General features: G+C 71.1%; 20 protein-coding genes and 1 pseudogene. 8 read left to right on the top strand and 13 right to left on the bottom strand.

The window, feature by feature from the left end:
- Positions 1-223: 223 nt before the first annotated feature.
- From infB to rimP, 4 genes are all read right to left on the bottom strand, one after another.
- On the bottom strand, positions 224-3,346 hold the full coding sequence (gene infB / locus ACWD26_RS29095; RefSeq protein WP_451274905.1) for a translation initiation factor IF-2: 3,123 nt from the start codon (positions 3,344-3,346) through the stop codon (positions 224-226).
- A 147-nt stretch (positions 3,347-3,493) separates the two neighbouring features.
- Positions 3,494-3,790, bottom strand: a complete 297-nt coding sequence (locus tag ACWD26_RS29090) for a YlxR family protein (RefSeq protein WP_451274904.1) — start codon at positions 3,788-3,790, stop codon at positions 3,494-3,496.
- A 149-nt stretch (positions 3,791-3,939) separates the two neighbouring features.
- Positions 3,940-4,926 carry a transcription termination factor NusA gene (gene nusA / locus ACWD26_RS29085; RefSeq protein WP_451274903.1) on the bottom strand — a complete coding sequence of 329 codons (987 nt, stop codon included), beginning with the start codon at positions 4,924-4,926 and terminating at the stop codon, positions 3,940-3,942.
- A gap of 2 nt (positions 4,927-4,928) precedes the next feature.
- Entirely contained in the window at positions 4,929-5,447 is a 519-nt protein-coding gene (gene rimP / locus ACWD26_RS29080) for a ribosome maturation factor RimP (RefSeq protein WP_451274902.1), read from the bottom strand.
- Positions 5,448-5,755: 308 nt separating this feature from the next.
- On the opposite strand from rimP, the gene ACWD26_RS29075 reads away from it, so the two are divergent.
- The 3 genes from ACWD26_RS29075 to ACWD26_RS29065 are packed head-to-tail and all read left to right on the top strand — an operon-like array spanning position 5,756 to position 7,653.
- The gene (locus ACWD26_RS29075) at positions 5,756-6,241 is read left to right on the top strand and encodes a hypothetical protein (protein ID WP_451274901.1); all 486 of its coding nucleotides are present in this window, start codon (positions 5,756-5,758) and stop codon (positions 6,239-6,241) included.
- The gene (locus tag ACWD26_RS29070) at positions 6,238-6,693 is read left to right on the top strand and encodes a ferritin-like domain-containing protein (RefSeq protein WP_451274900.1); all 456 of its coding nucleotides are present in this window, start codon (positions 6,238-6,240) and stop codon (positions 6,691-6,693) included. The genes ACWD26_RS29075 and ACWD26_RS29070 overlap by 4 nt, the downstream gene beginning before the upstream one ends.
- 27 nt (positions 6,694-6,720) lie before the next feature.
- A complete protein-coding gene (locus ACWD26_RS29065; protein ID WP_451274899.1) occupies positions 6,721-7,653 on the top strand; it encodes an aminoglycoside phosphotransferase family protein in 933 nt (310 codons plus the stop codon).
- A gap of 84 nt (positions 7,654-7,737) precedes the next feature.
- On the opposite strand, the gene ACWD26_RS29060 is transcribed toward ACWD26_RS29065, so the two are convergent.
- Together ACWD26_RS29060 and ACWD26_RS29055 are read right to left on the bottom strand one after the other, a co-directional pair.
- Positions 7,738-8,268, bottom strand: a complete 531-nt coding sequence (locus ACWD26_RS29060; RefSeq protein WP_451274909.1) for an FAD:protein FMN transferase — start codon at positions 8,266-8,268, stop codon at positions 7,738-7,740.
- A gap of 5 nt (positions 8,269-8,273) precedes the next feature.
- Positions 8,274-8,645: pseudogene (locus ACWD26_RS29055) on the bottom strand (FAD:protein FMN transferase); the annotation flags it as partial.
- Positions 8,646-8,901: 256 nt separating this feature from the next.
- Between ACWD26_RS29055 and ACWD26_RS29050 the strand changes: the two are divergent.
- Entirely contained in the window at positions 8,902-9,324 is a 423-nt protein-coding gene (locus ACWD26_RS29050; protein WP_451274898.1) for a hypothetical protein, read from the top strand.
- Positions 9,325-9,368: 44 nt separating this feature from the next.
- Here the strand turns inward: ACWD26_RS29050 and ACWD26_RS29045 are convergent, their stop codons facing one another.
- The 6 genes from ACWD26_RS29045 to dxr all read right to left on the bottom strand — a co-directional run bounded on the left by ACWD26_RS29045 (position 9,369) and on the right by dxr (position 16,909).
- Positions 9,369-11,075 carry a proline--tRNA ligase gene (locus ACWD26_RS29045; RefSeq protein WP_451274897.1) on the bottom strand — a complete coding sequence of 569 codons (1,707 nt, stop codon included), beginning with the start codon at positions 11,073-11,075 and terminating at the stop codon, positions 9,369-9,371.
- A 101-nt stretch (positions 11,076-11,176) separates the two neighbouring features.
- Positions 11,177-11,707, bottom strand: coding sequence for a GNAT family N-acetyltransferase (locus ACWD26_RS29040; protein WP_451274896.1), 531 nt, complete (start codon positions 11,705-11,707; stop codon positions 11,177-11,179).
- A 121-nt stretch (positions 11,708-11,828) separates the two neighbouring features.
- Positions 11,829-12,683: a GNAT family N-acetyltransferase gene (locus tag ACWD26_RS29035; RefSeq protein WP_451274895.1), complete on the bottom strand. Its 855-nt coding sequence runs from the start codon at positions 12,681-12,683 to the stop codon at positions 11,829-11,831.
- A gap of 234 nt (positions 12,684-12,917) precedes the next feature.
- Complete coding sequence (gene ispG, locus ACWD26_RS29030; protein WP_451274894.1) at positions 12,918-14,075, bottom strand: flavodoxin-dependent (E)-4-hydroxy-3-methylbut-2-enyl-diphosphate synthase; 1,158 nt, start codon at positions 14,073-14,075, stop codon at positions 12,918-12,920.
- Between the two features lie 258 nt (positions 14,076-14,333).
- Positions 14,334-15,638, bottom strand: a complete 1,305-nt coding sequence (locus ACWD26_RS29025; protein WP_451274893.1) for a M50 family metallopeptidase — start codon at positions 15,636-15,638, stop codon at positions 14,334-14,336.
- Positions 15,635-16,909 (bottom strand): 1-deoxy-D-xylulose-5-phosphate reductoisomerase, encoded by a 1,275-nt coding sequence (gene dxr / locus ACWD26_RS29020; RefSeq protein WP_451274892.1) that lies wholly within the window; start codon positions 16,907-16,909, stop codon positions 15,635-15,637. The genes ACWD26_RS29025 and dxr overlap by 4 nt, the downstream gene beginning before the upstream one ends.
- A 217-nt stretch (positions 16,910-17,126) precedes the next feature.
- Between dxr and ACWD26_RS29015 the strand changes: the two genes are divergently transcribed.
- Positions 17,127-17,582 carry a lamin tail domain-containing protein gene (locus ACWD26_RS29015; protein ID WP_451274891.1) on the top strand — a complete coding sequence of 152 codons (456 nt, stop codon included), beginning with the start codon at positions 17,127-17,129 and terminating at the stop codon, positions 17,580-17,582.
- Between the two features lie 133 nt (positions 17,583-17,715).
- Here the strand turns inward: ACWD26_RS29015 and ACWD26_RS29010 are convergent, their stop codons facing one another.
- Positions 17,716-19,656, bottom strand: coding sequence for an acyl-CoA dehydrogenase family protein (locus ACWD26_RS29010; RefSeq protein ID WP_451274890.1), 1,941 nt, complete (start codon positions 19,654-19,656; stop codon positions 17,716-17,718).
- A 433-nt stretch (positions 19,657-20,089) separates the two neighbouring features.
- Here ACWD26_RS29010 and ACWD26_RS29005 point away from each other — a divergent pair, with 433 nt between their 5' ends.
- The 3 genes from ACWD26_RS29005 to ACWD26_RS28995 all read left to right on the top strand — a co-directional run bounded on the left by ACWD26_RS29005 (position 20,090) and on the right by ACWD26_RS28995 (position 24,881).
- The gene (locus tag ACWD26_RS29005) at positions 20,090-21,103 is read left to right on the top strand and encodes a LacI family DNA-binding transcriptional regulator (protein ID WP_451274889.1); all 1,014 of its coding nucleotides are present in this window, start codon (positions 20,090-20,092) and stop codon (positions 21,101-21,103) included.
- 228 nt (positions 21,104-21,331) lie between these two features.
- Positions 21,332-23,383 (top strand): glycoside hydrolase family 31 protein, encoded by a 2,052-nt coding sequence (locus tag ACWD26_RS29000; protein WP_451274888.1) that lies wholly within the window; start codon positions 21,332-21,334, stop codon positions 23,381-23,383.
- A gap of 397 nt (positions 23,384-23,780) precedes the next feature.
- A complete protein-coding gene (locus tag ACWD26_RS28995; RefSeq protein WP_451274887.1) occupies positions 23,781-24,881 on the top strand; it encodes an AI-2E family transporter in 1,101 nt (366 codons plus the stop codon).
- Positions 24,882-24,925 lie beyond the last annotated feature (44 nt).

Here is a 24,925-nt window from a genome sequence, read left to right as displayed (position 1 = left end):
CCGCGCCCCTAAAAGATCTAGGCCCTGCGGGCCTGCACGGGGCGCAGCCCCTGCTTTTCAGGGGCGCGGGGAACTGCGCGACCAGCCACCTACGACCGTCACCTCACGGCCGCCTCACGAGACCCCCACCCCTAAAGGGCGGGGGCCTGGGGGCGCAGCCCCCTGATACGGCCACACCGGCCGGGGGTGAACAGGTCACCCCCGGCCGGTGTGAACCACCGGCTTACGCCCGCGGCTTCTCGCGCATCTCGTACGTCGCGATGACGTCGTCCACCTTGATGTCGTTGAAGTTGCCGAGGTTGATACCGCCCTCGAACCCTTCGCGGATCTCGGTGACGTCGTCCTTGAAGCGACGCAGGCCCTCGATGTTGAGGTTCTCCGCGATGACCTTGCCGTCGCGGAGGAGGCGGGCCTTGGTGTTCCGCTTGACCTCGCCGGAGCGGATGAGAACACCCGCGATGTTGCCCAGCTTGGACGACTTGAAGACCTCGCGGATCTCCGCCGTACCGAGCTCGACCTCTTCGTACTCCGGCTTGAGCATGCCCTTGAGGGCCGCCTCGATCTCCTCGATCGCCTGGTAGATGACCGAGTAGTAGCGGACGTCCACGCCTTCGCGCTCGGCCATCTGCTGCGCACGGCCGGCTGCCCGGACGTTGAAGCCGATGACGATCGCGTCGGAACCCATCGCGAGGTCGATGTCGGACTCCGTGACCGCACCGACGCCGCGGTGCAGGACGCGGATGTCGACCTCTTCGCCGACGTCCAGCTGGAGCAGGGAGGACTCCAGGGCCTCGACGGAACCAGAAGCGTCACCCTTGATGATCAGGTTCAGCTGCTGGACCTCGCCGGCCTTGAGCACCTTGTCCAGGTCCTCGAGCGAGACGCGGCGCGTGCGCTTGGCGAACGCGGCGTTGCGCTCACGGGCGGCACGCTTCTCGGCGATCTGACGGGCCGTACGGTCCTCGTCCACGACGATGAAGTTGTCGCCCGCGCCCGGGACGTTGGTCAGACCCAGGACCTGCACCGGCGTCGCCGGGCCTGCCTCGAGCACGTTGTTGCCGTTGTCGTCGTGCATGGCACGGACGCGGCCGTACGCGTCGCCGACCACCATCGTGTCGCCGACCCGCAGCGTGCCTCGCTGGACGAGGACCGTCGCCACGGCACCGCGGCCGCGGTCGAGGCGGGACTCGATCGAGATGCCCTGCGCGTCCTGCTTCGGGTTGGCCCGCAGGTCGAGCGAGGCGTCGGCGGTCAGGATGACCGCTTCCAGCAGGGAGTCGATGTGCAGACCCTGCTTGGCGGAGATGTCGACGAACATCGTGTCGCCGCCGTACTCCTCGGCCACCAGGCCGTACTCGGTCAGCTGACCGCGCACCTTGGTCGGGTCGGCGCCCTCGACGTCGATCTTGTTGACCGCGACGACGATCGGGACCTCGGCCGCCTTGGCGTGGTTGAGCGCCTCGACCGTCTGCGGCATGACACCGTCGTTGGCCGCGACGACCAGGATCGCGATGTCGGTCGACTTGGCACCACGGGCACGCATGGCGGTGAACGCCTCGTGACCCGGGGTGTCGATGAAGGTGATCTTGCGATCCTCTTCGTTGACCTCGGTCGTGACCTGGTAGGCACCGATGTGCTGGGTGATGCCGCCGGCCTCGCCCGCGATGACGTTCGTCTTGCGGATGGCGTCGAGGAGGCGGGTCTTACCGTGGTCGACGTGACCCATGACGGTGACGACCGGCGGGCGGACGACCAGGTCGTCCTCGTCGCCCTCGTCCTCGCCGAACTCCAGGTCGAAGGACTCGAGCAGCTCGCGGTCCTCCTCCTCGGGGCTGACGATCTGGACCGTGTAGTTCATCTCGCCGGCGAGGACCTCGAGGGTCGCGTCGGAGACGGACTGCGTGGCCGTGACCATCTCGCCGAGGTTCATCATGACCGCGACGAGGGAGGCGGGGTTGGCGCCGATCTTCTCGGCGAAGTCGGTGAGCGACGCACCGCGCGACAGGCGAATGGTCTCGCCGTTGCCGCGAGGCAGCATCACGCCGCCGACCGACGGGGCCTGCATGGCCTCGTACTCCTGGCGCCTCTGCCGCTTCGACTTGCGACCACGACGCGCGGGACCACCGGGACGACCGAAGGCGCCCTGCGTGCCACCACGGGCACCCGGACCACCGGGACGGCCACCGAAGCCGGGACGGCCACCGCCGCCGGCACCCGGACCACCGGGACGACCGGCGAAACCGCCACCGCCGCCACCGGGAGCACCCGGACGACCCGCGAAGCCACCGCCGCCGCCACCGGGACGACCGGCGAAGCCGCCGCCGCCACCGGGACGACCGCCGCCACCGCCACCGGGACGACCGCCGCCACCGGGACCGCGGCCACCGGGGCCACCGCCGCCGGGACGCGGGCCGGCAGCCGGACGCTGCGGCATCATGCCGGGGTTGGGACGGGGGCCACCGGGGCCGCCGCCGGGACGAGGACCGCCACCCTGCGGACGGGGCATGCCGCCCGGGGTCGGACGGGGACCGCCCGGAGCCTGCGGACGGGGACCGCCGCCGGCACCCTGCGGACGAGGCGCCTGGCCGGGAGCCGCGGGACGCGGACCGCCCTGGCCGCCACCGGGACCACCCGGGCCGCCGTGTCCACCAGGTCGGGGCGCACCGCCGGGACGGGGGCCCTGCGGGCGACCCATGCCGGTGGAGCCACCGGAGGTGAAGGGGTTGTTACCCGGACGCGGACCGGCCGGACGAGCGCCGCCCGGCTTGGGCGCACCGGCACCGCCGGGACGCTGGCCGCCGGGGCGCGGGGCCTGGCCGCCACGCTCCTGGCCGCGGTCCTGACCGGGACCGCCCGGACGCTGGCCACCGTGGCCCCCGGCCGGTCGCTGCGCACCCGGGCCGGGACGAGCGCCCGGACGCGGGGACGGGGCGGCCGGAGCCGACGGGGGTGCCTGGAACTCGGGCACGCTCGGGGCCGGGGAGGCCGGAGCGGGCTTCGGCGTCGGCGGCTTGGGACCCGGAACCGGGCGCGGACCCGGCGCCGGGGCGGCGGGCCGCTCCGCCGCGGGCGGCTTCGGCGCGGCCGGACCCGGACGCGGGGCGGCCGGACGTGCGGCCTGCGCGGGAGAGGGGGCCGCCGGACGTGCCGGGGCGGCCTTGCGGGGGGCGGGCTTGCCGCCACCGCTGCCCTGCTGGAGGGCATCAGTCAGCTTGCGTACAACGGGCGCCTCGATCGTCGAGGACGCCGAACGGACGAATTCACCGAGCTCTTGGAGCTTGGCCATGACGACCTTGCTCTCAACCCCGAACTCCTTGGCGAGTTCGTATACCCGGACCTTAGCCACTTCGCTCCTTTTTAGGTCCGGGTGCGTCCGGACCGTCGCTACTTCATGGGCGTACTCATCGCGTGCTCATCGAGTGCTCATCGCAATCTCGACCTACTTCCAACTCGCGGGGTACCAGGGCCGTACGGAGGCTCCGTACGACACGTCTTACGGTGTTGCCTGCTCAGCAACTGTTGTCTGCTCCACGTATCGGCGCAACGCCTTTGTGTCGAGCGCTCCCGGGGCACGCAGCGCCCGCGTGAACGCCCGGCGGCGTACCGCCAGGTCGAGACAGACCTGGGCGGGGTGGACGTACGCACCCCGGCCGGGCAGCGTACCGCGAGGATCGGGGACGCATTCGTCCTCGATCGCCACGACGCGCAGCAGCTCGGTCTTGGCCGATCGCTGCCTGCACCCCACACAGGTGCGTTCAGGGCATGCGCGGGCACGCGTCCGGCCAGACACTGCTAAGTCTACCTCCCCGCACCGACCTCACCCCTTTGGGGCAAGAATCGAACGGTTGTTGTCGTGATCTAAGCGACCTGCGGCTTGGATCTATTCCCCGGGCACCGGAAAGTACCCGGACGGCCCAGCCCGGACGTCTGATCGAGTGGTTACTCCGAGGGCTGCTCGGTGTCCGGCCGGATGTCGATCCGCCAGCCGGTGAGACGGGCGGCGAGGCGGGCGTTCTGGCCCTCCTTACCGATCGCCAGCGACAGCTGGTAGTCGGGCACCGTCACCCGCGCGGAGCGGGCAGCGAGGTCCACCACCTCGACCTTGGAGACCCGGGCCGGGGAGAGCGCGTTCGCCACCATCTCGGCCGGGTCGTCCGACCAGTCGACGATGTCGATCTTCTCACCGTTCAGCTCGCCCATGACGTTGCGCACACGGCCGCCCATCGGGCCGATGCAGGCGCCCTTGGCGTTCAGGCCGCTGCGCGTGGAGCGGACGGCGATCTTCGTGCGGTGACCCGCCTCACGCGCGATGGCGGCGATCTCGACGGACCCGTCGGCGATCTCCGGCACCTCCAGCGCGAAGAGCTTCTTCACGAGATTGGGGTGCGTGCGCGAGAGGGTGACCGACGGGCCGCGCACGCCCTTCGCCACCCGTACGACGTACGACCTGAGCCGCATGCCGTGCTGGTACGACTCGCCGGGGACCTGCTCCTGCACCGGCAGGATGGCCTCCAGCTTGCCGATGTCGACGAGCACGTTCTTCGGGTCGCGACCCTGCTGGACCACACCGGTGACAATGTCGCCCTCGCGCCCCGCGTACTCGCCGAGCGTCGCGTCGTCCTCCGCGTCCCGCAGTCGCTGCAGGATCACCTGCTTGGCGGTGGTGGCGGCGATGCGGCCGAAGTCCGACGGGGTGTCGTCGAACGCGCGCGCCTCCTGCCCCTCCTCCAGGTCCTCGGGGTCCTCCTTCGCCCACACGGTCACATGGCCGGTCTCCCGGTTGAGCTCCACGCGCGCGTGGCGGCGGCTTCCCTCGGTGCGGTGGTAGGCGATGAGGAGGGCCGCCTCGATCGCCTCGACGAGCAGGTCGAAGGAGATCTCCTTCTCCCGTACCAAGCCCCTGAGGGCACTCATGTCGATGTCCACGGCTACGCCTCCTCCTCTTCCTTCATGTCCTTCTTGTCCTTCTTGTCCTTGCGGTTGAACTCGACCTGGACGCGCGCCTTGTCGATCTCGTCGAAGGCGAGCCGGCGGGTGGTGGCCTTGCGGCCCTTCACGCCGGGCACTTCGAGGTCGAGGCCGTCGTCGTCCACGGTCAGGATTCTGGCGATCAGTTCCCCGTCCTCGTGGAGCGCGAACTTCACCAGACGGTCCACGGCACGGCGGTAGTGACGGTGCTCGGTGAGGGCGCGCTCGGCGCCCGGGGTGCCGACTTCCAGGGTGTACTCCGCCTGGCCCATCGCGTCCGTCTCGTCCAGCTTGGCCGAGAGCGCGCGGCTGACGTCGGCGACCGCGTCCAGATCCGCGCCCTCGTCCGAATCGACGACCACGCGCAGCACTCGTTTGCGTCCGACCGAGTCCACTGCGATCTCTTCGAGATCCAGGCCCTGGGAGCGTACGAGCGGTTCCAGCAGTTCTCGCAGCCTCTCGCTCTGGGTGGTGCTCATCCGGGTGACTCCTCGGCCGCGTGTGCTGTTGTGGGTAGGGCGCGTGTCAGGTCAAAGGGTAGCCGCTCCGCTGGGGTGTTGCCGTCCGCCTCCGCGCTCGGGTGGTGGGTCCGTCGGCGCGTGCGGGTTGTCTGTGGCTGGTCGTGCCCACGCGGCGGAGCCGCATGTCGATTGTGTCCCGCGCCCCTTACGGGGTGCGGCCGGGTAACGTGATCACACCGCTCTTTTGTTCGTACGACCCCCCTAGGACGTCTGCTGTGTCGTTCAGCCTGCCGTCGCGTGCCCTGTCGGGGCCGCGCAGAAGGAGTTTGCTCGTCGGGGCCGCCGGTGCGGGCCTGCTCGTGGGGTGCTCGTCCGGGGGTGAGGGGTCGGATGCCGGCGGGGGCGGTACGTCGGAGGTGGAGCGGGTACGGGCGCGTGTGGCCCGGGACAGTGAGGGGCTCGTGGAGCGGTACGACCTCGTGATCGCCGCCCATCCGGATCTGGCCGCGCTGGTGACGCCGCTGCGGGCGGAGGTCGTACGGCATGCCCAGGCGTTCGGAGGCGGCAAGGGGGCGAAGACGGCTTCGGCCTCCCCGTCGGGGTCGGCCTCGGCGTCGCCCGCGGGCGGGTCCGCCCCCGTGCCGGACGACCCCAAGGCCGCTCTCGCCGAACTGGCCGCCGCCGAGCGGGGGCTCGCCGACAGGCGGGCCAAGGCGCTGCTGGGCGTGCCGGGCGAGGTGGCGCGGCTGATGGCCTCGGTGGCGGCGGCGGGGGCCGGGCACGCGTACCTGTTGACGGAGGGTGCGAAGTGAGCGGCGGGGAGCTGAAGGCGGTGCAGGCGGCGCTCGCGGCCGAGCACGCCGCCGTGTACGGGTACGGGATCGTGGGCGGGAGGATCGGCGAGGCACGGCAGAGCGAGGCGCGGGAGGCGTACGACGCGCACCGCGGCCGTCGGGACGAACTCACCCGGACCGTGCGGGACCTGGGTGGCAAGCCCGCCGTGGCGGCGGCCGGATACGCGCTGCCCTTCCAGGTGACCGACTCCGACTCCGCCGTACGGCTCGCCGCCGAGCTGGAGGAGCGCGTGGCCGGTGTGTACTCCGATCTCGTCCGGGCATCCGAGGGTGACCGGCGCCGTACGGCGGCCGAGGCGCTGCGGGAAGCGGCGGTGCGGGCGGTGCGGTGGAGGGGCGGAAGCGTAGCCTTCCCTGGTCTCGCCGAGCGGACGGCCGCTGCCGGCCCGTCGGCGACACCGCACACCTGATCACGGTCCGAAGGGAACGGCTCGCACATGGCTCGCATGGCTTTCGAGGACTTCGAACCGCCGCAGCGGCTTGTGCGAGCGCTCGCCGAGGCACGGCGGCCGGACGGTGGTGACGGGGTCGGCGCATGGCTGGAAACACTGCCCAGCCTTGTCCAACAGGCCGTGGATCTACGCGAGTTGACCGTGGAGCGGGTGCAGGCCCCCGGAGGCCGCAGCAGTCTGGTGCTCCTCGTACGGCAGATCGACGGCACCCCGGCCGTGCTCAAGCTGGCGCCCGAGCGGGCCCGGCCGGAGAGTGAGCGGGCGGCGCTCGCGCACTGGGACGGGCGGGGCGCGGTGCAGTTGCTCAACCCCGGTGACCGTCACGGTGTGCTGCTGCTGGAGCGGCTGCATCCCGATCTGTCGGTGCGGTCGCTGCCCGAGGCGAAGGCGCTGCTGGAGGCGGCGGCGACGTTGCGGCGGCTGTGGGTGGAGCCGCCCGAGGCGCATGTCTTCGAGACGGTGGCCGAGCGGACGGGGCGGCAGGCGGAGGCCCTCCGGGCAGGCGCCGATGAGGACTCCGAGGTCCGGGGGCTGGTCGACGCGGCTCTCGGGGTTCGTGCGGAGCTGCTGGGTTCCGCGCCCGAGGAGCGGTTGCTGCACGGGACGTTCCGGCAGAGCAAGGTGCTGGCCGGGGAGCGGCTGCCGTGGCTGGCGGTGGGGCCGGATCCGGTGGTGGGTGAGTGTGCGTTCGATCTGGCTCGGCTGGTGCGGGATCGGGTGGAGGATCTGATCGCGTCGCCGTCGGGAGCGGCGATCACTCGGCGGCGGGTGAAGAAGCTGGCCGAGTCGTTGGACGTGGATCAGGAGCGGCTGCGGGGGTGGACGCTGTTCCGGGCCGTGGAGTCCGGGGTCCGGGCTCGGCGGGTGGGCCGACCTCGGGATGCGGAGTTGTTGCTGGAGTTCGCCGGGTGGCTCTGACCGAATCGGATGACGAGCTGATTCGACTGGGAGCGTTCGGACAGTGACGGTGGGTCGTGGCTGGTCGCGCAGTTCCCCGCGCCCCTAAGAAGCTCGGCGCTGCCCGTCCCCGGCGTTCAACTTCAGAGCCAGGACCGGGCAGTCGGCCGCCGCCCGCTTCGCGCGCTTGACAGCCGCTCTCGGTATCCGGCCGGCGGGGGTGCCGCCGGGGGCGAGGAGCCGGGGTGACATGTAGACCTCAAACGCCGGACGGGCTGAATCAGGCCAGCCCTGTGTCGTGACCACCGTGCCGTCGTGCGTGATCAGCCTCGCCGGCAGGGCCAGCCGCGACAGCCAGCGGACCGCGCTCTCGCCCTTCACCAGGGCCGCCGTGCCGGCCGCGTTGGCGTCGGCGCAGGTGGCGGCGGCGACCGAGACGGTGCGCCAAGGGGTGGTGGCGGACCGACCCGTGCGGGGGTCGACGATGTGGTGGAGGTGGTGGTCGCCACGGCGCCAGCGGCGGGCGGCGGTGCCGGAGGTGGCGAGGCCGCCGTGCGGATGCCGACCGTGGCGTAGGAGCCGTGGGCCGGGAGGTCGCCGACGGGGCCCGTCTCGTCCTGGACGCGGATGCGCCAGCCGCCGGCCGGGGGTTCACCCGCGACGGCCGTGTCGCCGCCGAGGCTGACCAGGATGCCGCAGTCGGCCGCCCGGGCCAGCGTGTGCGCCGCCTTGTCGGCCGCCCACGCCTTGGCCGTGGCACCCAGGTCCAGGCTGACGCCGGGCGGCAGGGCCACGGTGTTCGTGGCGCGGTCCAGCTCGACCAGGCTCCAGCCCGGCACCCGCTTCACCGCGAGCCGCACCGGGCGGTCGTCCTCCTGGACCAGGGTGAAATCCCGGTCGTAGCCGAGCGCCTCCATCGCCGAGCCGACCGTCGGGTCCACCGCGCCGTCCGTGGCGCGGGCGGCGCGCAGGGCCACCGCCAGGGCCTCGGCCAGGAGCGGGCTGACCTTCACCGGCCGGCCTTCGGCCGCGTCCGGCGCCGACAGCTCCGAGTCCGCGCGGAAGCGGGCTGCACGCGGCGTCGACCTCGGCCGGCTGCCGGGCCAGGAGCAGATCGCAGGAGTCGAGCAGGGCCGGGTCCGTGGTGACCAGGCGGACGCTGGTACCGAGGGCCCGCCAGTCCGAGGCGGCCGTGGGGCGGGAGGTCGTCGACACGGTCATCACGACGCCCCCGAGGTCGAGTCGGCCGCGTCGTCCGTGGACGAGCTCATGCCGTCGGAGGAGGACTGGAGGTCCGAGGAGGAGTCGGAGGAGGTGGAGTTTGAAGAGGAGGACTTCGAGGAGGAGTCGGAGGAGGTCGAGTCCGAAGAGGAAGACTCCGAAGAGGTGGAGCCCGAGGACGTGGCCGTGCTGCTGCCGGTGTCACCGTTCGTGCTCGACGACGTCGACGTCGTGCCGCTGCCGCTCGCGGTGGTCTCCGCGTCCGCCTGCATCGTGCCGATCAGCGCGAACATGCCGGCCGCCGCCGCGAGCGTCACCGCCGCCGCCGTGGCCGCCGTCCGCCGGGCGCCTCTGCGGATTCCCGCGACGGCGCCTCGTTCCCTTCTTTCCCTGGTCTCCATGACCGTTCCCCTCCGTAGTGACGTCCTGTTACGCCCTACGGTCGGGGAACGGTCTGAGAGAAACCTGTGAGGCGCCTATACGCCCCGGGAGAACATTCTGAGGGTTTCCTCTCGCTAGGCGACGGTCAGGCGGGCGATCGCCTCGTCGACCGTCAGCTCCTCGCGCTCACCGGTGCGGCGGTCCTTCAGCTCCAGGACGCCCTCGGCGGAGCGGCGGCCGGCGACCAGGATCTTGGGTACGCCGATCAGTTCGGAGTCGGTGAACTTCACGCCCGGGGAGACACCGGCGCGGTCGTCGACCAGGACGCGCAGACCGGCCGCCCTCAGCTTCTCGGAGACGTCGAGGGCCAGTTCGGTCTGGAGGGCCTTGCCCGCCGCGACGACGTGGACGTCGGCCGGGGCGACCTCGGCGGGCCAGCACAGGCCCTTGTCGTCGGCGGACTGCTCGGCGAGGGCCGCGACCGCGCGGGAGACGCCGATGCCGTACGAGCCCATGGTGACGCGGACGGGCTTGCCGTTCTGGCCGAGGACGTCGAGCTTGAGGGCGTCGGCGTACTTGCGGCCGAGCTGGAAGATGTGGCCGATCTCGATGGCGCGGTCGAGCCTGAGGCCGGTGCCGCAGTTCGGGCAGGGGTCGCCCTCCTGGACGACCACGACGTCGACGTACTCGCCGACCTGGAAGTCACGGCCGGCGACGACGTTCTTGGCGTGGGTGGCGTCCTTGTTGGCGCCGGTGATCCAGGAGGTGCCGGGGGCCACACGCGGGTCGGCGATGTACGTGACCTTCTCGCCCAGGCCCTGCGGGCCGACGTAGCCGCGGACCAGGTCGGGGCGGCCCGCGAAGTCGGCCTCGGTGACCATCTCGACGACCGCCGGGGCGAAGTGCGCCTCGACCTTGCCCATGTCGACCTCGCGGTCACCGGGGACGCCGACGGCGACGATCTCGCCGTCGACCTTCACGAGGAGGTTCTTCAGGGTGGCCGAGGCCGGGACGCCGAGGTGGGCGGCGAGGGTCTCGATGGTCGGGGTGTCGGGGGTGGGGATCTCTTCGAGCGCGGGCACGCCGGCGGCGTCGACCGGCTTCAACGCGAAGGTGATCGCCTCGGTGTTGGCCGCGAAGTCGCAGTTCGGGCAGTCCGCGAAGGTGTCCTCGCCGGCGCCGGCCGGGGCGAGGAACTCCTCCGACTTCGAACCGCCCATCGCGCCCGCCGTGGCCGCGCAGATGCGGTAGTCGAGGCCCAGGCGCTCGAACACCTTCTGGTAGGCCTGGCGGTGCAGGGCGTAGGACTGGGCGAGGCCCTCGTCCTCGGTGTCGAAGGAGTACGAGTCCTTCATCAGGAACTCACGGCCGCGCAGGATGCCGGCGCGGGGGCGGGCCTCGTCACGGAACTTGGTCTGGATCTGGTAGAGGATGACCGGCAGGTCCTTGTAGGAGGACGCCTGGTCCTTCACGATCAGCGTGAAGATCTCCTCGTGGGTGGGGCCGAGGAGGTAGTCGCCGCCCTTGCGGTCCTTGAGGCGGAACAGCTCGGGGCCGTACTCGTCCCAGCGGCCGGTCGCCTCGTACGGCTCCTTCGGCAGCAGGGCGGGGAGCAGCACCTCCTGGGCGCCGATCGCGTCCATCTCCTCGCGGACGATGCGCTCCACGTTGGCGAGGACCTTCTTGCCGAGCGGCAGCCAGGTCCACACGCCGGCCGCCGTGCGGCGGACGTAACCGGCGCGGACGAGGAGCTTGTGGCTGAGCACCTCGGCGTCCGCCGGGTCGTCGCGCAGCGTCTTGGCCATCAACTGGGACATGCGCTGGACCGGTGCGTTCGCCATGATTCTCGTACTCCTGCTGCGGATCGGGTGATGGCAGGAGGTTAGCCGGGGGGCGGGGGCCCGTGGAAATCCGGCGGAGGCGACGGTGGGCGGTACGGCGGCTACCTGCGGCGCAGGGGAAGGTGGGCACCCATCACCGCGTACGGCCTGGGGGCGCTGGGGAAGACGACCTGGCGGGCCAGGTCCGTGTAGCCGAGGGAGCGGTAGAGGCCGCGGGCCGGGCTGTCGACGTCGATCGCGGAGAGGATCGAGCGGGGTTCGGTGGCGCTGTCGGTGATCGTGGTGATGAGGGCGCGGCCGATGCCCCGGTTCTGGTGCCGGGGGTGGACGTGGAGTTCGGTGATCACGAAGGAGTCGTCCAGCCAGTGGTCGTGGCCGAGGGCGCGGAGGTAGGGCTCCACGACGGTCGACCACCAGTGGGTGCGGTCGTTGGGCATGCCGTACACGAAACCCACGAGGCGGCCTTCGGCTGTGGCGCCGAGGGCCCTGGCCCCCGGGTAGGTCATGTGGCGGAGGACGATCTGGCGGCGTACGGCCACCTCGTCGGGGCCCAGGCCGAAGGCTACGGCTTGGACGGCCAGGGCCTCGTCCACGTGGGCGGAGAGGTCCAAGGCGCCGATGACGAGGTCCATGTCGCGGACTCTACAGGGGGGTTCACGGTGTCCGCGGGGTGCGGGTCGTATGTGGCTGGTCGCACCCACGCGGCGGAGCCGCATATCGATACGGCCCCGCGCCCTTACAGGCCGCGGTGTCTCAGAACAGCACGCTCATGAAGGCGCCCACCTCTTGGAAGCCCACCCTGTGGTACGTGCGCCTGGCAGCGGTGTTGAAGTCGTTGACGTAGAGGCTGGCCAAGGGGGCCACGTCGGCCAGTGCGTAGCGGAGGACGGCGGCCATGCCGGGGGCGGCCAGGCCCTGGCCCCGGTATTCGGGGGCCACCCAGACGCCCTGGATCTGGCAGGCCTGCGGGGTCGCGGCGCCGATCTCGGCCTTGAAGACGACGCGGCCCTCGCGGTCGAGGCGGGCGAAGGAGCGGCCGGAGCCCACGAGTTCGGCGACGCGGGCCTGGTAGAGGAGGCCGCCGTCGCCGGCCAGCGGGGAGACGCCGACCTCCTCGGTGAACATCGCGACGCACGCCGGCATGATCGCGTCCATCTCGTCCTTGCGGATGCGGCGGACGTACGGGTCCGGGGCGACCTCGGTGGGGTCGGGCAGCCGGTCGGTGACCATGAGGGGCTGGTGGGAGCGGACCTCGCGGGCCGGGCCCCAGCTGGGTTCGAGGAGGCGCCAGAGCTGGGCGGTGGGTTCGGCGGGGCCGACGACCGAGGAGCAGCGGCGGCCGGCCCGGCGGGCGCGGTCGGCGAAGGCGCGGACGGCGCGGGGGGTGGCGCAGATGGGGACGAGGTTGGCGCCGGCGTAGCAGAGGGAGGTCAGGGCGCCGTCCTCGTACCAGCCCCACATCTCGCCGCCGAGGCGCCACGGGTCCAGGCCGGCGACCTGGACGCGGGAGGTCACGAAGGCGTTCGCGACGGGGTCTCGGTCCAGGACGGCGAGTGCGGCGTCCAGGTCACTCGGTTCGAGGACCCTGGTGGTGGTCTGGGTCAACACGTGCGGGGGCCTCACCCTGGGGTCTGCGCTGGTCTCCGCACGATACCCTGCCGGGCTGTGGCGGGGCGCCCTGCGGCTGCGCCGGGGCCGGGGCGCCTGGCAGCTCGGGGGCTCCTGTGCTTCGGCGGGTGCGGGTGCGTCGTGGCTTGTCGCGCCCACGCGGCGGAGCCGCACACCGATACAGCCCCGCGCCCCTGGACGGAGGGCCTGCGGCCCCACTCCAGGACGCCGGGCTCAGCCCGCTACCGCCACCGTCGGTTCGCCGGAGGCGATGCCGTCCGCCTCCATCTGTTCGGCGATCTTCATCGCCTCCTCGATGAGGGTCTCGACGATCTTGGACTCGGGGACGGTCTTGATGACCTCGCCCTTGACGAAGATCTGGCCCTTGCCGTTGCCGGAGGCGACGCCGAGGTCGGCCTCGCGTGCCTCGCCGGGGCCGTTGACGACGCAGCCCATGACGGCCACGCGGAGGGGGACCTCCATGCCGGTGAGGCCGGCGGTGACCTCTTCGGCGAGCTTGTAGACGTCGACCTGGGCGCGGCCGCAGGAGGGGCAGGAGACGATTTCGAGGCGGCGCGGCTTCAGGTTCAGCGACTCCAGGATCTGGTTACCGACCTTGATCTCCTCGACCGGCGGGGCCGAGAGGGAGACGCGGATCGTGTCGCCGATGCCCTCGGAGAGGAGCGCGCCGAAGGCCACCGCCGACTTGATGGTGCCCTGGAAGGCGGGGCCGGCCTCGGTGACGCCGAGGTGGAGGGGGTAGTCGCACTGGGCGGCGAGCTGGCGGTAGGCGTTGACCATGACGACCGGGTCGTTGTGCTTGACCGAGATCTTGATGTCCCGGAAGCCGTGCTCCTCGAAGAGGGAGGCCTCCCAGAGGGCCGACTCGACCAGGGCCTCGGGGGTGGCCTTGCCGTACTTCTGGAGGAGGCGGCGGTCGAGGGAGCCGGCGTTGACACCGATGCGGATCGGGGTGCCGTGGTCGCTCGCCGCCTTGGCGATCTCCTTGACCTTGTCGTCGAACTGCTTGATGTTGCCGGGGTTGACGCGGACGGCCGCGCAGCCCGCCTCGATGGCGGCGAAGACGTACTTCGGCTGGAAGTGGATGTCGGCGATGACCGGGATCTGCGACTTGCGGGCGATGGTGGCGAGGGCGTCGGCGTCGTCCTGGGTCGGGCAGGCGACGCGAACGATCTGGCAGCCGGAGGCCGTGAGCTCGGCGATCTGCTGCAGCGTGGCGCCGATGTCCGACGTACGCGTGGTGGTCATCGACTGGACCGACACCGGTGCGTCTCCGCCGACCGCCACGGACCCGACCTGGATCTGCCGGCTCTTGCGGCGCTCGGCGAGCTTGGTCGGAACGGACGGCATGCCGAGAGAAATCGCAGTCATCTGCTGTGCAACCCCAAGTTGTGGATCAGGATCGGGTCCCGGAACAGGCGGGCTCCAGGCTTCGAGATTACGGCACGGGCATGGGCCCGAGCACTCCCCCCACTTCGAATGCGCTCGGTGGGGGACCCCCGTCGTCCGTGAACCCACCGGTTGGGGAGACTCGCCGAGGGGGTCGGGCACCGGTGAGCGATCGCGCGCGTACGACGGCGGCCGGGCTCCACTCCGCGAGTGTGCCCGGCCGCCGTGAACTACGGGTGACTAGGAGATGCGCACCGGGTTCACCAGGTCCGCGATCAGCACCAGGAGCGTGAAGCAGACGAAGATTCCGGCGACCACGTACGCGACGGGCATCAGCTTCGCCACGTCGAACGGGCCGGGGTCGGGGCGGCGCAGCACCTTGGCCGCGTTCCGGCGGACCGACTCCCACAGGGCGCCCGCGATGTGCCCGCCGTCGAGCGGGAGGAGCGGGAGCATGTTGAACAGGAAGAGGGAGAGGTTGAAGCCGGCGAGCAGGATGAGGAAGCTGGCGAGCTGCTGCGTGGCGGGGATGTCCATGGTGAAGATCTCGCCGCCGACGCGGGCCGCGCCGACCACGCCCATGGGGGAGTCGGCCTCGCGCTCGCCGTCGCCGAAGGTGGCGTCCCACAGGGCGGGGACCTTGGAGGGCAGGGCGAGCAGGGACTCGACGCCGTTCTCCATCATGTCGCCCATGCGGTCGACGGAGTCGGCGAAGGAGAGCGGGACGATGGCGGTGGCGGGCGTGAAGCCGAACCAGCCCGCGTAGTCGTACTTGCCCTCGACGTAGCCGCCCTCGCCGTCGGTCCTGCTGACCTGGTTCCTGACGAGGGTGGTGGTGAGGTCCAGCTTCTCGCCCTTGCGCTCGACGGTGACGGTGACTTCCTTGCCGGGGTTGGCGCGGATGTCGGACTGGAGGGCGGACCAGTCCTCGACGGGGGTGCCGTTGAACGCGACGATCTTGTCGCCGGGCTGCAGGCCGGCCGCCTTGGCGGGGGCCTGCTTGTCGCCGTCCTTGCACTTCGAGCGGTTCTCGCCGGCGGAGATGACGCAGTCCGAGACCTTGCTGACCGTGGTGGTCTGCGCCTGGGCGCCGAAGGTCATCATCACACCGACGAAGATCACGACGGCCAGGACCAGGTTCATGAAGGGTCCGGCGAACATGACGATGACGCGCTTCCAGGGCTTGCGCGTGTAGAAGAGGCGGTTCTCGTCGCCGGGCTTGAGCTCCTCGAAGGAGGCCGCGCGGGCGTCCTCGATCATCACGCGCCACGGGGAGGTCGAGCGGCTCTCGATCCGGCCGTCCTCGCCGGGCGGGATCATGCCGATCATGCGGATGTAGCCGCCGAGCGGGATCGCCTTGACGCCGTACTCGGTCTCGCCCTTCTTCTTCGACCAGAGGGTCGGGCCGAAGCCCACCATGAACTGGGGCACGCGGACGCCGAAGAGCTTGGCGGTCGAGAAGTGGCCCAGCTCGTGCCAGGCGATCGAGAACGCCAGGCCGATCACGAAGACGACTATGCCGAGGATGAACATCAGGGTCGTCATGCACGGGCCTCCGCGGTCGTCCGCTCGGTGGGTTTGCCGGTCGAGGTGGTCAGTTCACGGGCCCGGGCGCGCGCCCAGGTCTCCGCTTCGAGGACGTCCGCCACGGTCAGGGAAGTTCCCGCCGCGGGGGTGCCGTGCTCCTCGACGACCCGCGTGACGGTTTCCATGATCGCGTCGAACCGCAGACCGCCGTGCAGGAACGCGTCGACGCACTCCTCGTTGGCGGCATTGAACACCGCCGGGGCGGTGCCCGCGAGCTCCCCCACGTGCCGGGCGAGTGCGACCGACGGGAACGCGTCGTTGTCGAGGGGGAAGAACTCCCAGGTGGACGCCTTGGTCCAGTCGAAGGCGGGCGCGGCGTCGGGGACGCGCTGCGGCCAGCCGAGGCCGATGGCGATGGGCCCGCGCATGTCGGGAGGCGTCGCCTGGGCCATCGTCGATCCGTCCGTGAACTCAACCATCGAGTGGACATACGACTGGGGGTGCACCACGACCTCAATGCGATCGAAGGGAATGTCGTAGAGCAGGTGCGCCTCGATGACTTCCAGGCCCTTGTTGACCAGGGTCGCGGAGTTGATCGTGATGACCGGTCCCATGGCCCAGGTGGGGTGTGCGAGGGCGTCGGCGGGTGTCACGTCGGCCAGTTCCGCCTTCGTACGGCCGCGGAAGGGGCCGCCCGAGGCGGTGACGACGAGCTTGCGCACGTCGGCGCGGGTGCCGGAGGCGAGGGCCTGGAAGAGGGCGGCGTGCTCGGAGTCGACCGGGATGATCTGGCCCGGCTTGGCCACGGCCTTCACCAGCGGGCCGCCGACGATGAGCGACTCCTTGTTGGCGAGCGCGAGGGTGCGGCCCGCCTCCAGGGCGGCGAGGGTCGGGGCGAGGCCGATAGAGCCGGTGATGCCGTTGAGCACGGTGTGGCAGTCGGAGCCGGCGAGGTGGGTGGCCGCGTCCGGTCCCGCGAGGATCTCGGGCAGCGGCTCCCCGGCGCCGTACGCCGTGGTCAGGGCCTCGCGCAGGGCCGGTACGGCGTCCTCCCGGGCGACGGCGACGGTCCGCACGCGCAGGCGGCGCGCCTGCTCGGCCAGCAGCTCCACCCGCCCTCCGGCGGCGGAGAGTCCGGTGACGCGGAAGCGGTCCGGGTTGCGCAGGACGAGGTCGATGGCCTGGGTGCCGATCGAGCCGGTCGATCCGAGGATCACCACGTCGCGTACACCGTCGACCGGGTCGAAGACGAGATGCGGATCGGCGAGAGGGGCTGGACTGTCGCTCATCCCCCCATTGTGGCCGCATCCGGTGTCCGGCAGGACCGCGCGTCCCCCTGATGACCCGCTTCGTGCCGTCTGTGGTTGACGAGGCCATTTCTCCGTTTGTGAAGCACGCGTGAAGACGGGGTGATATGACTTCTGGCCTGTTGATCCGATTGTCGGATCAGTCGATCGTCGTCTCGGTGGATGACGGCGGTCGTGAACGAGGACCCTGGGGGAATCCATGCACAAGCGCATACGCGCTGCCCTGCCCGCGCTCGCCGGAGCCGTCGCCCTGACCGGCACGCTGCTGAGCAGCCCGGCCGAGGCCGCGGGCGGGGTGATCATCTACCGCGTGTACTTCGACAGCCCGGGCAAGGACACGCGGTCCAACGCGAGCCTCAACGGCGAGTGGGTGCAGATCAAGAACACGGGCTCGAAGGCGGTCTCGCTGAAGGGCTGGGTGCTGAAGGACCCCCAGAACCACAAGTACACGTTCCTGAACGTGTCGATCGGGGCGAAGAAGACCATGAAGGTCCTCACGGGGTCGGGCAAGGACACGAGCACGACCAAGTACCAGAACCGCAAGGCCTATGTGTGGAACAACACGAGCGACACGGCGACGCTGTCGAAGGCGGGCGGTTCGAAGGTGGATTCCTGTTCCTGGACGACTCGGGACGCCAGCGACAAGTACTGCTAGCCGGTCGCCTTCCGGGGTGCCGCGCTCTGTCGTCGGGCGGGTGCGGCGCCGTGGGGGCTGGTCGCGCAGTTCCCCGCGCCCCTGGAGATGGCCCTGCGGGCCGGTCTCCAGGGAGGCGCGAGGAGGCCTGACATCAGCGGATGGGGCGGTGGACGTTCTCCTTCTCACTCTCGCCCGGGGTCGCGTCCGCGATCCACGGGCCCTCGCCCGAGGGGTCGATCACGCCCTGCTCCAGCCATTCGTAGGCGCCGCCGAGGACGCCCTTGACCACCTTGCGGTCGAGGTCGTCGGTGTTGGTCCACAGGCGGCCGAAGAGTTCCTCGACGCGGATGCGGGACTGCCGGCAGAAGACGTCGGCGAGCTGGTAGGCCTCGCGGCCGTGGCCCTCGGTGGTGCGCAGGAGTTCGGCGCGTACGACGGCCGCGCTCATCGCGAAGAGCTCGGCGCCGATGTCGACGATCCGGCCCAGGAAGCCCTGCTTGGTCTCCATACGGCCCTGCCAGCGGGACATGGCGTAGAAGGTGGAGCGGGCGAGCTTGCGGGCGTTGCGCTCGACATAGCGCAGGTGGGCAGAGAGATCCGGATGGCCCGCCGGGTGGAAGTCGCCGTACGCGCGCGGGAGTTGACCCGTGCCGGCGACCAGCTTGGGCAGCCACTTGGCGTAGAAGACGCCCGCGTTGGCGCCCGCCCTGGCCTTGTCGGACAGGGACTTCTCCGGGTCGATGAGGTCACCGGCCACGGAGAGGTGGGCGTCCACGGCCTCGCGGGCGATCAGCAGGTGCATGATCTCCGTGGAGCCCTCGAAGATCCGGTTGATGCGCAAATCGCGCAGGACCTGCTCGGCGGGGACGGCCCGTTCGCCGCGTGCCCGCAGGGAGTCGGCGGTCTCGAAGCCGCGGCCACCGCGGATCTGGACCAGTTCGTCGGCGATGCGCCAGCCCATCTCGGAGGCGAAGAGCTTGGCCAGGGCGCCCTCGATGCGGATGTCGTTGCGGTCCTCGTCGGCCATCTGGGAGGAGAGGTCCAGGACCGCTTCCAGGGCGAAGGTCGTCGCCGCGATGAAGGAGATCTTCTGCCCGACCGCCTCGTGGTGGGCGACCGGCTTGCCCCACTGCTCACGGGCCGCCGACCACTCCCGGGCGATCTTCAGGCACCACTTTCCGGCGGCCACGCAGGACGCGGGCAGGGACAGACGGCCGGTGTTGAGCGTGGTCAGGGCGATCTTCAGGCCGGCGCCCTCGGGGCCGATGCGGTTCGCGGCGGGGACCCGGACCTGGTGGAAGCGGGTCACGCCGTTCTCGATGCCGCGCAGGCCCATGAAGGCGTTGCGGTTCTCGACGGTGACACCGGGCGAGTCGGCCTCCACGACGAAGGCGGTGATACCGCCCTTGTGCCCGTCGGACTTCGGCACCCGCGCCATGACCACGAGCAGGTCGGCGACCACGCCGTTGGTCGTCCACAGCTTCACGCCGTCGAGGACGTAGTCGTCGCCGTCGGGGACCGCCGACGTGGCCAGCCGGGCCGGGTCGGAACCGACGTCGGGCTCGGTGAGGAGGAACGCGCTGATGTCGGTGCGGGCGCAGCGCGGCAGGAACTTCTGCTTCTGCTCGGGGGTGCCGAACAACTTCAGCGGCTGGGGTACGCCGATCGACTGGTGCGCCGAGAGCAGGACGCCGATGGCGGGGCTGGCCGAGCCGACCAGGGCGAGCGCCTTGTTGTAGTACACCTGGGTGAGGCCGAGACCGCCGTACTTGGGGTCGATCTTCATGCCGAGGGCGCCGAGCTCCTTGAGCCCGTTGATCACCTCGTCGGGGATGCGGGCCTCGCGCTCGATCAGGGCGCCGTCGACCTTGGTCTCGCAGAAGTCGCGGAGCTTGGTCAGGAACTGCTCACCGCGCCGGACGGCCTCGTCGGTGGGGAGCGGGTGGGGGTGGATGAGGTCGAGGCGGAACCGGCCCAGGAACAGTTCCTTGGCGAAGCTGGGCTTGCGCCAGTCCTGCTCCCGGGCGGCCTCCGCCACCTGGCGGGCCTCACGCTCGGTGACGACGGGCTTCTTGAGGGGTGGTGCGGACATGAGGCTCACCTCGCCGCGAATCGGGATCTTGTCCCTGGATGGTTACCGATGGGTGCTACCCGATCGTTGGTACCCGATCCGGGATGTCCCCGCCACCCCTCGCGTGCCGTTCGGCCGACGCGCGCCCCCTCTCGGCCCGCGGCGGACACCGCGACAGGTGGCCGTCCGGTCCTAAGCTGAGGACAGAGGGCCTCGCACCAGAGGCCCGCACCAGCCCACCCCAGGGGCGTGGGGAACTGCGCGACCAGCCCGCACCACCCGTCCCCGGCCCACGACACCCCCACTCCACCTCCCTCGGCGATCGACGAATTATCGAAGCGCTTCGACAACCTATGGACACCCACTCCACCGCCGAGCTACTGTCGAGCCACCCTCACTCGCCCTGTTCAGAAACACGCGCAGTCGAAGCGCTTAAACACGCTTGGAGAGCTGGATGGTCACCCTCGCCGAGGTCGCCCAGCACGCCGGAGTCTCGGCGAGCACGGTGAGCTATGTCCTCAGCGGCAAGCGGTCCATCTCCGCCGGCACCCGGCAGCGGGTCGAGCGGAGCATCCAGGAGCTCGGCTACCACCCGAACGCGGGGGCCCGCGCCCTGGCGAGCAGCAGGTCGAACATCGTCGCCCTCATGGTCCCGCTCCGCACCGACATGTACGTCCCGGTGATGATGGAGATCGCCATAGCGGTGGCCACCACGGCGCGCACCTACGGCTACGACGTGCTGCTGCTCACCGGCGAGGAGGGCCCCGACGCGGTACGCCGTGTCACGGGCAGCGGGCTCGCCGACGCCATGATCCTGATGGACGTGGAGCTCGACGACGAGCGGCTGCCGCTGCTGCGCGGCACCGACCAGCCGTCGGTGCTCATCGGTCTGCCGGCCGACACCAGCGGCCTGACCTGTGTCGACCTCGACTTCGGGGCGACCGGCGCGCTGTGTGTGGAGCATCTGGCGATGCTCGGCCACCGCGACATCGCCGTCATCGGCGAGGCGCCCGCGGTGTACGAACGGCACACCGGGTTCGCCGAGCGTACCCTCGACGGACTTCGCTCCAAGGCGAGGGAGTTGGGCCTGCGTGTGCTGCACCGCCCCTGCGAGGGCGGCTATGACGCGATGGCCGCGACCCTGGCCAGGATCTTCGACGAACGGCCGGGCACCACGGGGTTCGTCGTGCAGAACGAGTCCGCGGTGGAGCCGCTGCTCGCGCTGCTGCGGCAGCAGGGCCGCGCGGTGCCCGAGGACGTCTCGGTGATCGCGGTCTGCCCGGACCAGGTCGCCGTGCAGGCCTCGGTGCGGCTGACCTCTGTCGCCATCCCGGCCCAGGAGATGGGCCGGCGGGCCGTGGAGCAGCTGATCGCCAAACTGGAGGGGCGGGACACCGACGAAGTGGTGCTGCTCGCCCCCGAGTTGACGGTCCGCGCGAGCACGGGTCCGCTGTCCGCCACGGGCTGAGCCCACGTCGTACGCGAACCGGCGTACGCAAGCCGTCGTACGGGGTCCGCCTACGCAAACCCCGTATGCAGACCGCGTGCGCGAACCCCCCGTACGCAAGCCGCCGTGCGGAAGCCTCCGTGCGGCTCTCCCCTCCTCCCCTCCTCCCCTCCTCCTCTCCTCCCCCACCGCCCGGCCACCGGAGCCGAGCCGGGTGTGCCGCCACTCCTCGTTTCCAGGAGCCGTCTCGTGAATCTGCCTGCCGAGAACCAGACCCCGACGGGCGCGGTCAGCCTCGCCCAGTCTTCCCCCACCGTCGGCACGTTCCGTGAGCGGGACGGCGCCCTGGAGTGGAGCGGACGCCAGGAGACCCTGCGGATCGAGCCCTGGGGCCCGGACGCGGTCCGGGTCCGCGCCCGCCTAGGCGGACCGGTCCTCCACGGGCTGCCGGGTGCCCTGCTCGACGAGCCGGAGTCCACCGAGAGCAGCGTCAAGATCGAGGACGGGCTGGGGCGGCTGACCGTCGGCGCGCTCACCGTCGAGGTGAACGCGGAGGGCCTGATCCGCTACTGCCGCACGGCCGACGGGAGCGAGCTGCTGTCAGAGGCCCGCGCCCATTTCTGGTGGCCCGGCTCGCGGCTCTACACCGCCGTCGGCAACGGCTACCACCGCCTGGAGCAGCGCTTCGCCGCGTACGACGACGAGAAGCTGTACGGCCTCGGGCAGCACCAGCACGGGCGGCTCGACCAGAAGGGGCTCGTGCTCGACCTGGTCCAGCGCAATGCCGAGGTGGGCATCCCGGTGCTCACTTCCAGCCGCGGCTACACCCTGCTGTGGAACAACCCGGCGATCGGCCGTGTCGAGCTGGCCGGCAACGGCACCCGCTGGGTCGCGGACTCGGCCCGGCAGATCGACTACTGGATCACCGCGGGCGACCCGGCCGACGCGCAGCGCCGCTACAGCGCGGCGACGGGCCGTACGCCGATGCTGCCGGAGTGGGCGGCCGGTTTCTGGCAGTGCAAGCTGCGCTACCGGACGCAGGACGAACTGCTCGCCGTGGCCCGGGAGTACAAGCGACGGGGCCTGCCGATCGACGTCATCGTGTGCGACTTCTTCCACTGGACGCACCTCGGCGAGTGGAAGTTCGACCTGGACGAGTGGCCCGACCCGGCGGCCATGGTCCGGGAGTTGGACGAGCTGGGCATCAAGCTGGTGGTGTCCGTGTGGCCGTCGGTCTCGCCGCTGAGCGAGAACCACCCTGTGATGGAGCAGCGCGGCTACTTCATCGGCACCCAGTACGGGCCGATGGCGCACGCCGACTGGCCGGACAAGGGGGTCGCGTCGACGGTCCAGGTGGCCTTCTACGACGCGACGAACCCGGAGGCGCGCGAGTTCGTGTGGTCGCGGGTGAAGGAGAACTACCTGGAGCCGTACGGCATCAAGGCGTTCTGGCTGGACGCCTGCGAGCCGGAGATCAAGCCGGGCTTCCAGGAGAACCTGCGCTACTGGGCGGGCCCCGGCCTGGAGGTCGGCAACATCTACCCGGCCGAGAGCGCGCGCACGTTCTACGAAGGGCTGAGGGCGGCCGGGGAGGAGGAGATCGTCTCCCTCAACCGGTCGGCGTGGGCGGGCAGTCAGCGGTGGGGGGCCGCGCTGTGGTCCGGTGACATCGGCACCGACTTCACGACGCTGCGTCAGCAGATCGTGGCGGGACTGAACACGGCACTGTCCGGCATCCCCTGGTGGAACACCGACATCGGCGGCTTCCACGGCGGGAACCCGGATGATCCGGCGTACCGCGAGGTGATGGTGCGCTGGTTCCAGTTCGGCGCGTTCTCACCGCTGATGCGGCTGCACGGCTTCCGTGAGCCCGGCATGCCGCTGGGGCCGGCCATGACCGGTGGGCCCAACGAGGTGTGGTCGTACGGGGAGGAGGCCGGGGCGATCCTGGAGCGGTACCTGCGGCTGCGGGAGCGGTTGAAGCCGTATGTGCTGCGGGTGATGCGGGAGGCCCATGAGGAGGGGCTGCCGGTGATGCGGCCGCTGTTCCTTGAGTTTTCCGAGGACGAACGGGCCTGGTCGGTCGACGACGCGTATCTGTTCGGGCGGGATGTGCTGGTGGCGCCGGTGCTGGAGGCGGGGGTGACGACGTGGACGACGTATCTGCCGGCGGGGGCGCGGTGGACGGACGCGTGGACCGGGGAGACGTATGAGGGCGGTGCGTCCGTGACTGTGGACGCCCCGTTGGATCGGATCCCGGTGTTCCTGCGGGATGAGGCGGCCTTGCCGATCGCCGAGTAGGTGCCGGGGATGGGCCGGGTGGGTTCCGCGGCTCGGCGGTTACGAGTCGCCGCCCTGCTCCCACGCTCCCCCCATCGCTCCATCGGCACGACTGCCCTTGCCGCCAGGTGGAGGGTGGTTGGGGGGCCACCTCGGTCGTCGGGAGGTTCAGCGCTGGCGTTCCGGCGGACCGGCCCGATCGCCGTCGGCCGGCCGGGTCTACGCTGTGGCGCGGCCATCCCAAGATCCTCAGGGGTGTGCACAGCCGCTGAGCGAGTGGAGATGACCGAGGATGAACAGCCGTACGGGAGACCCTCGTGGCGCACGCGGGGGACGGCCGGGCCGTCGGGGCGGGCCCATCCGCAGACCCATCCACCGGACGCGTACGACGATACGCACCACCGGCGCGTACCACGACGTGCCCAGGTCTGCCGCCCCGCCGGAGGGGGGCGTCCCGCGTGGCTTCCTGCCGGGGCCCGCGCGGCACATCGCCGGCTGGAGCGCGCTCACGCTGCTGGTGACCGGTGTCGTGGCCGTGGGTGTGTGGATCTGTGTGACGTTCCAGACGGCGGTCACGCCGGTGCTGATCGCACTGCTCGGTACGGCGCTGCTCGGCCCGCTGTATCGGCGGCTGGTGGCGATGAGGTTCAACAAGTCCCTTGCCGCCGGGCTGACCTGTGCGGCCGTGCTCGTGGTGATGGGCGGGGCCGCCTACATCGTGGTGGCCGCGCTGATCGACACCGGTGACCAGATCATCTCGTCGCTCCGGGACGCCGCGAAGTCGCTCAGTGACGAGTTCGGGCCGGCGGGGACGTCGCTGGACGACCTCGCGAAGAACGCGAGGGAGCTGCTGTCGAAGTTCGGCGGCACCGCGGCCTCCGGGGTGCTCAGCGGGGTCAGCGCGGTCAGTGAGTTCGTCGCGATGGCCGTCCTGGCGATGCTGCTGATGTTCTTCTTCCTGCGGGACTCCGACAAGGCGGTCGCGTCCCTGCACTCGTTCGCTCCGCGCGGCACCGGTGACACCCTGGAGGTGATGGCCCGGCGCGCGTTCCGGGCCATCGAGGGCTATATGCGGGGGACGACGCTCATCGCCTTCATCGACGGTGCCCTGATCGCCGTCGGGCTGCTGATCCTTCAGGTGCCGGGCGCCGTCGGGCTCGGCGCGCTGGTGTTCGTCGGCGCGTACATCCCGTACCTCGGCGCGTTCCTGTCCGGCGCGGTGGCGATCCTCGTCGCGTTCGCGGACCGCGGCCTGGTGACGGCGCTGTGGGCGGTCGGGGTCGTCTTCGCGGTGCAGCTGATCGAGGGGAACGTGCTCCAGCCGATGATCCACAGCCGGACCGTGCAGATGCACCCGGCGGCGATCCTGCTGGCCCTCACGGCGGGCGCCTCCATCGCCGGCATCCTCGGGATGCTCCTGGCGGTCCCGCTCACGGCGGCGGTCTCCGGTGTGCTGTCGGAGCTGCGGGGGCGGTACGGCGACGGGGCGGGGGAGCACGTGCCGGCAGTACGGACATGACCTGGCGGTCCCGGGGCCCGCGTCGGGCACCGGGACCGCCGGAT

Source organism: Streptomyces sp. NPDC002787 (assembly GCF_053592095.1).
The sequence above is the reverse complement of the archived record's forward strand: the minus strand, read 5'-3'. Positions and strand labels throughout refer to the sequence as shown.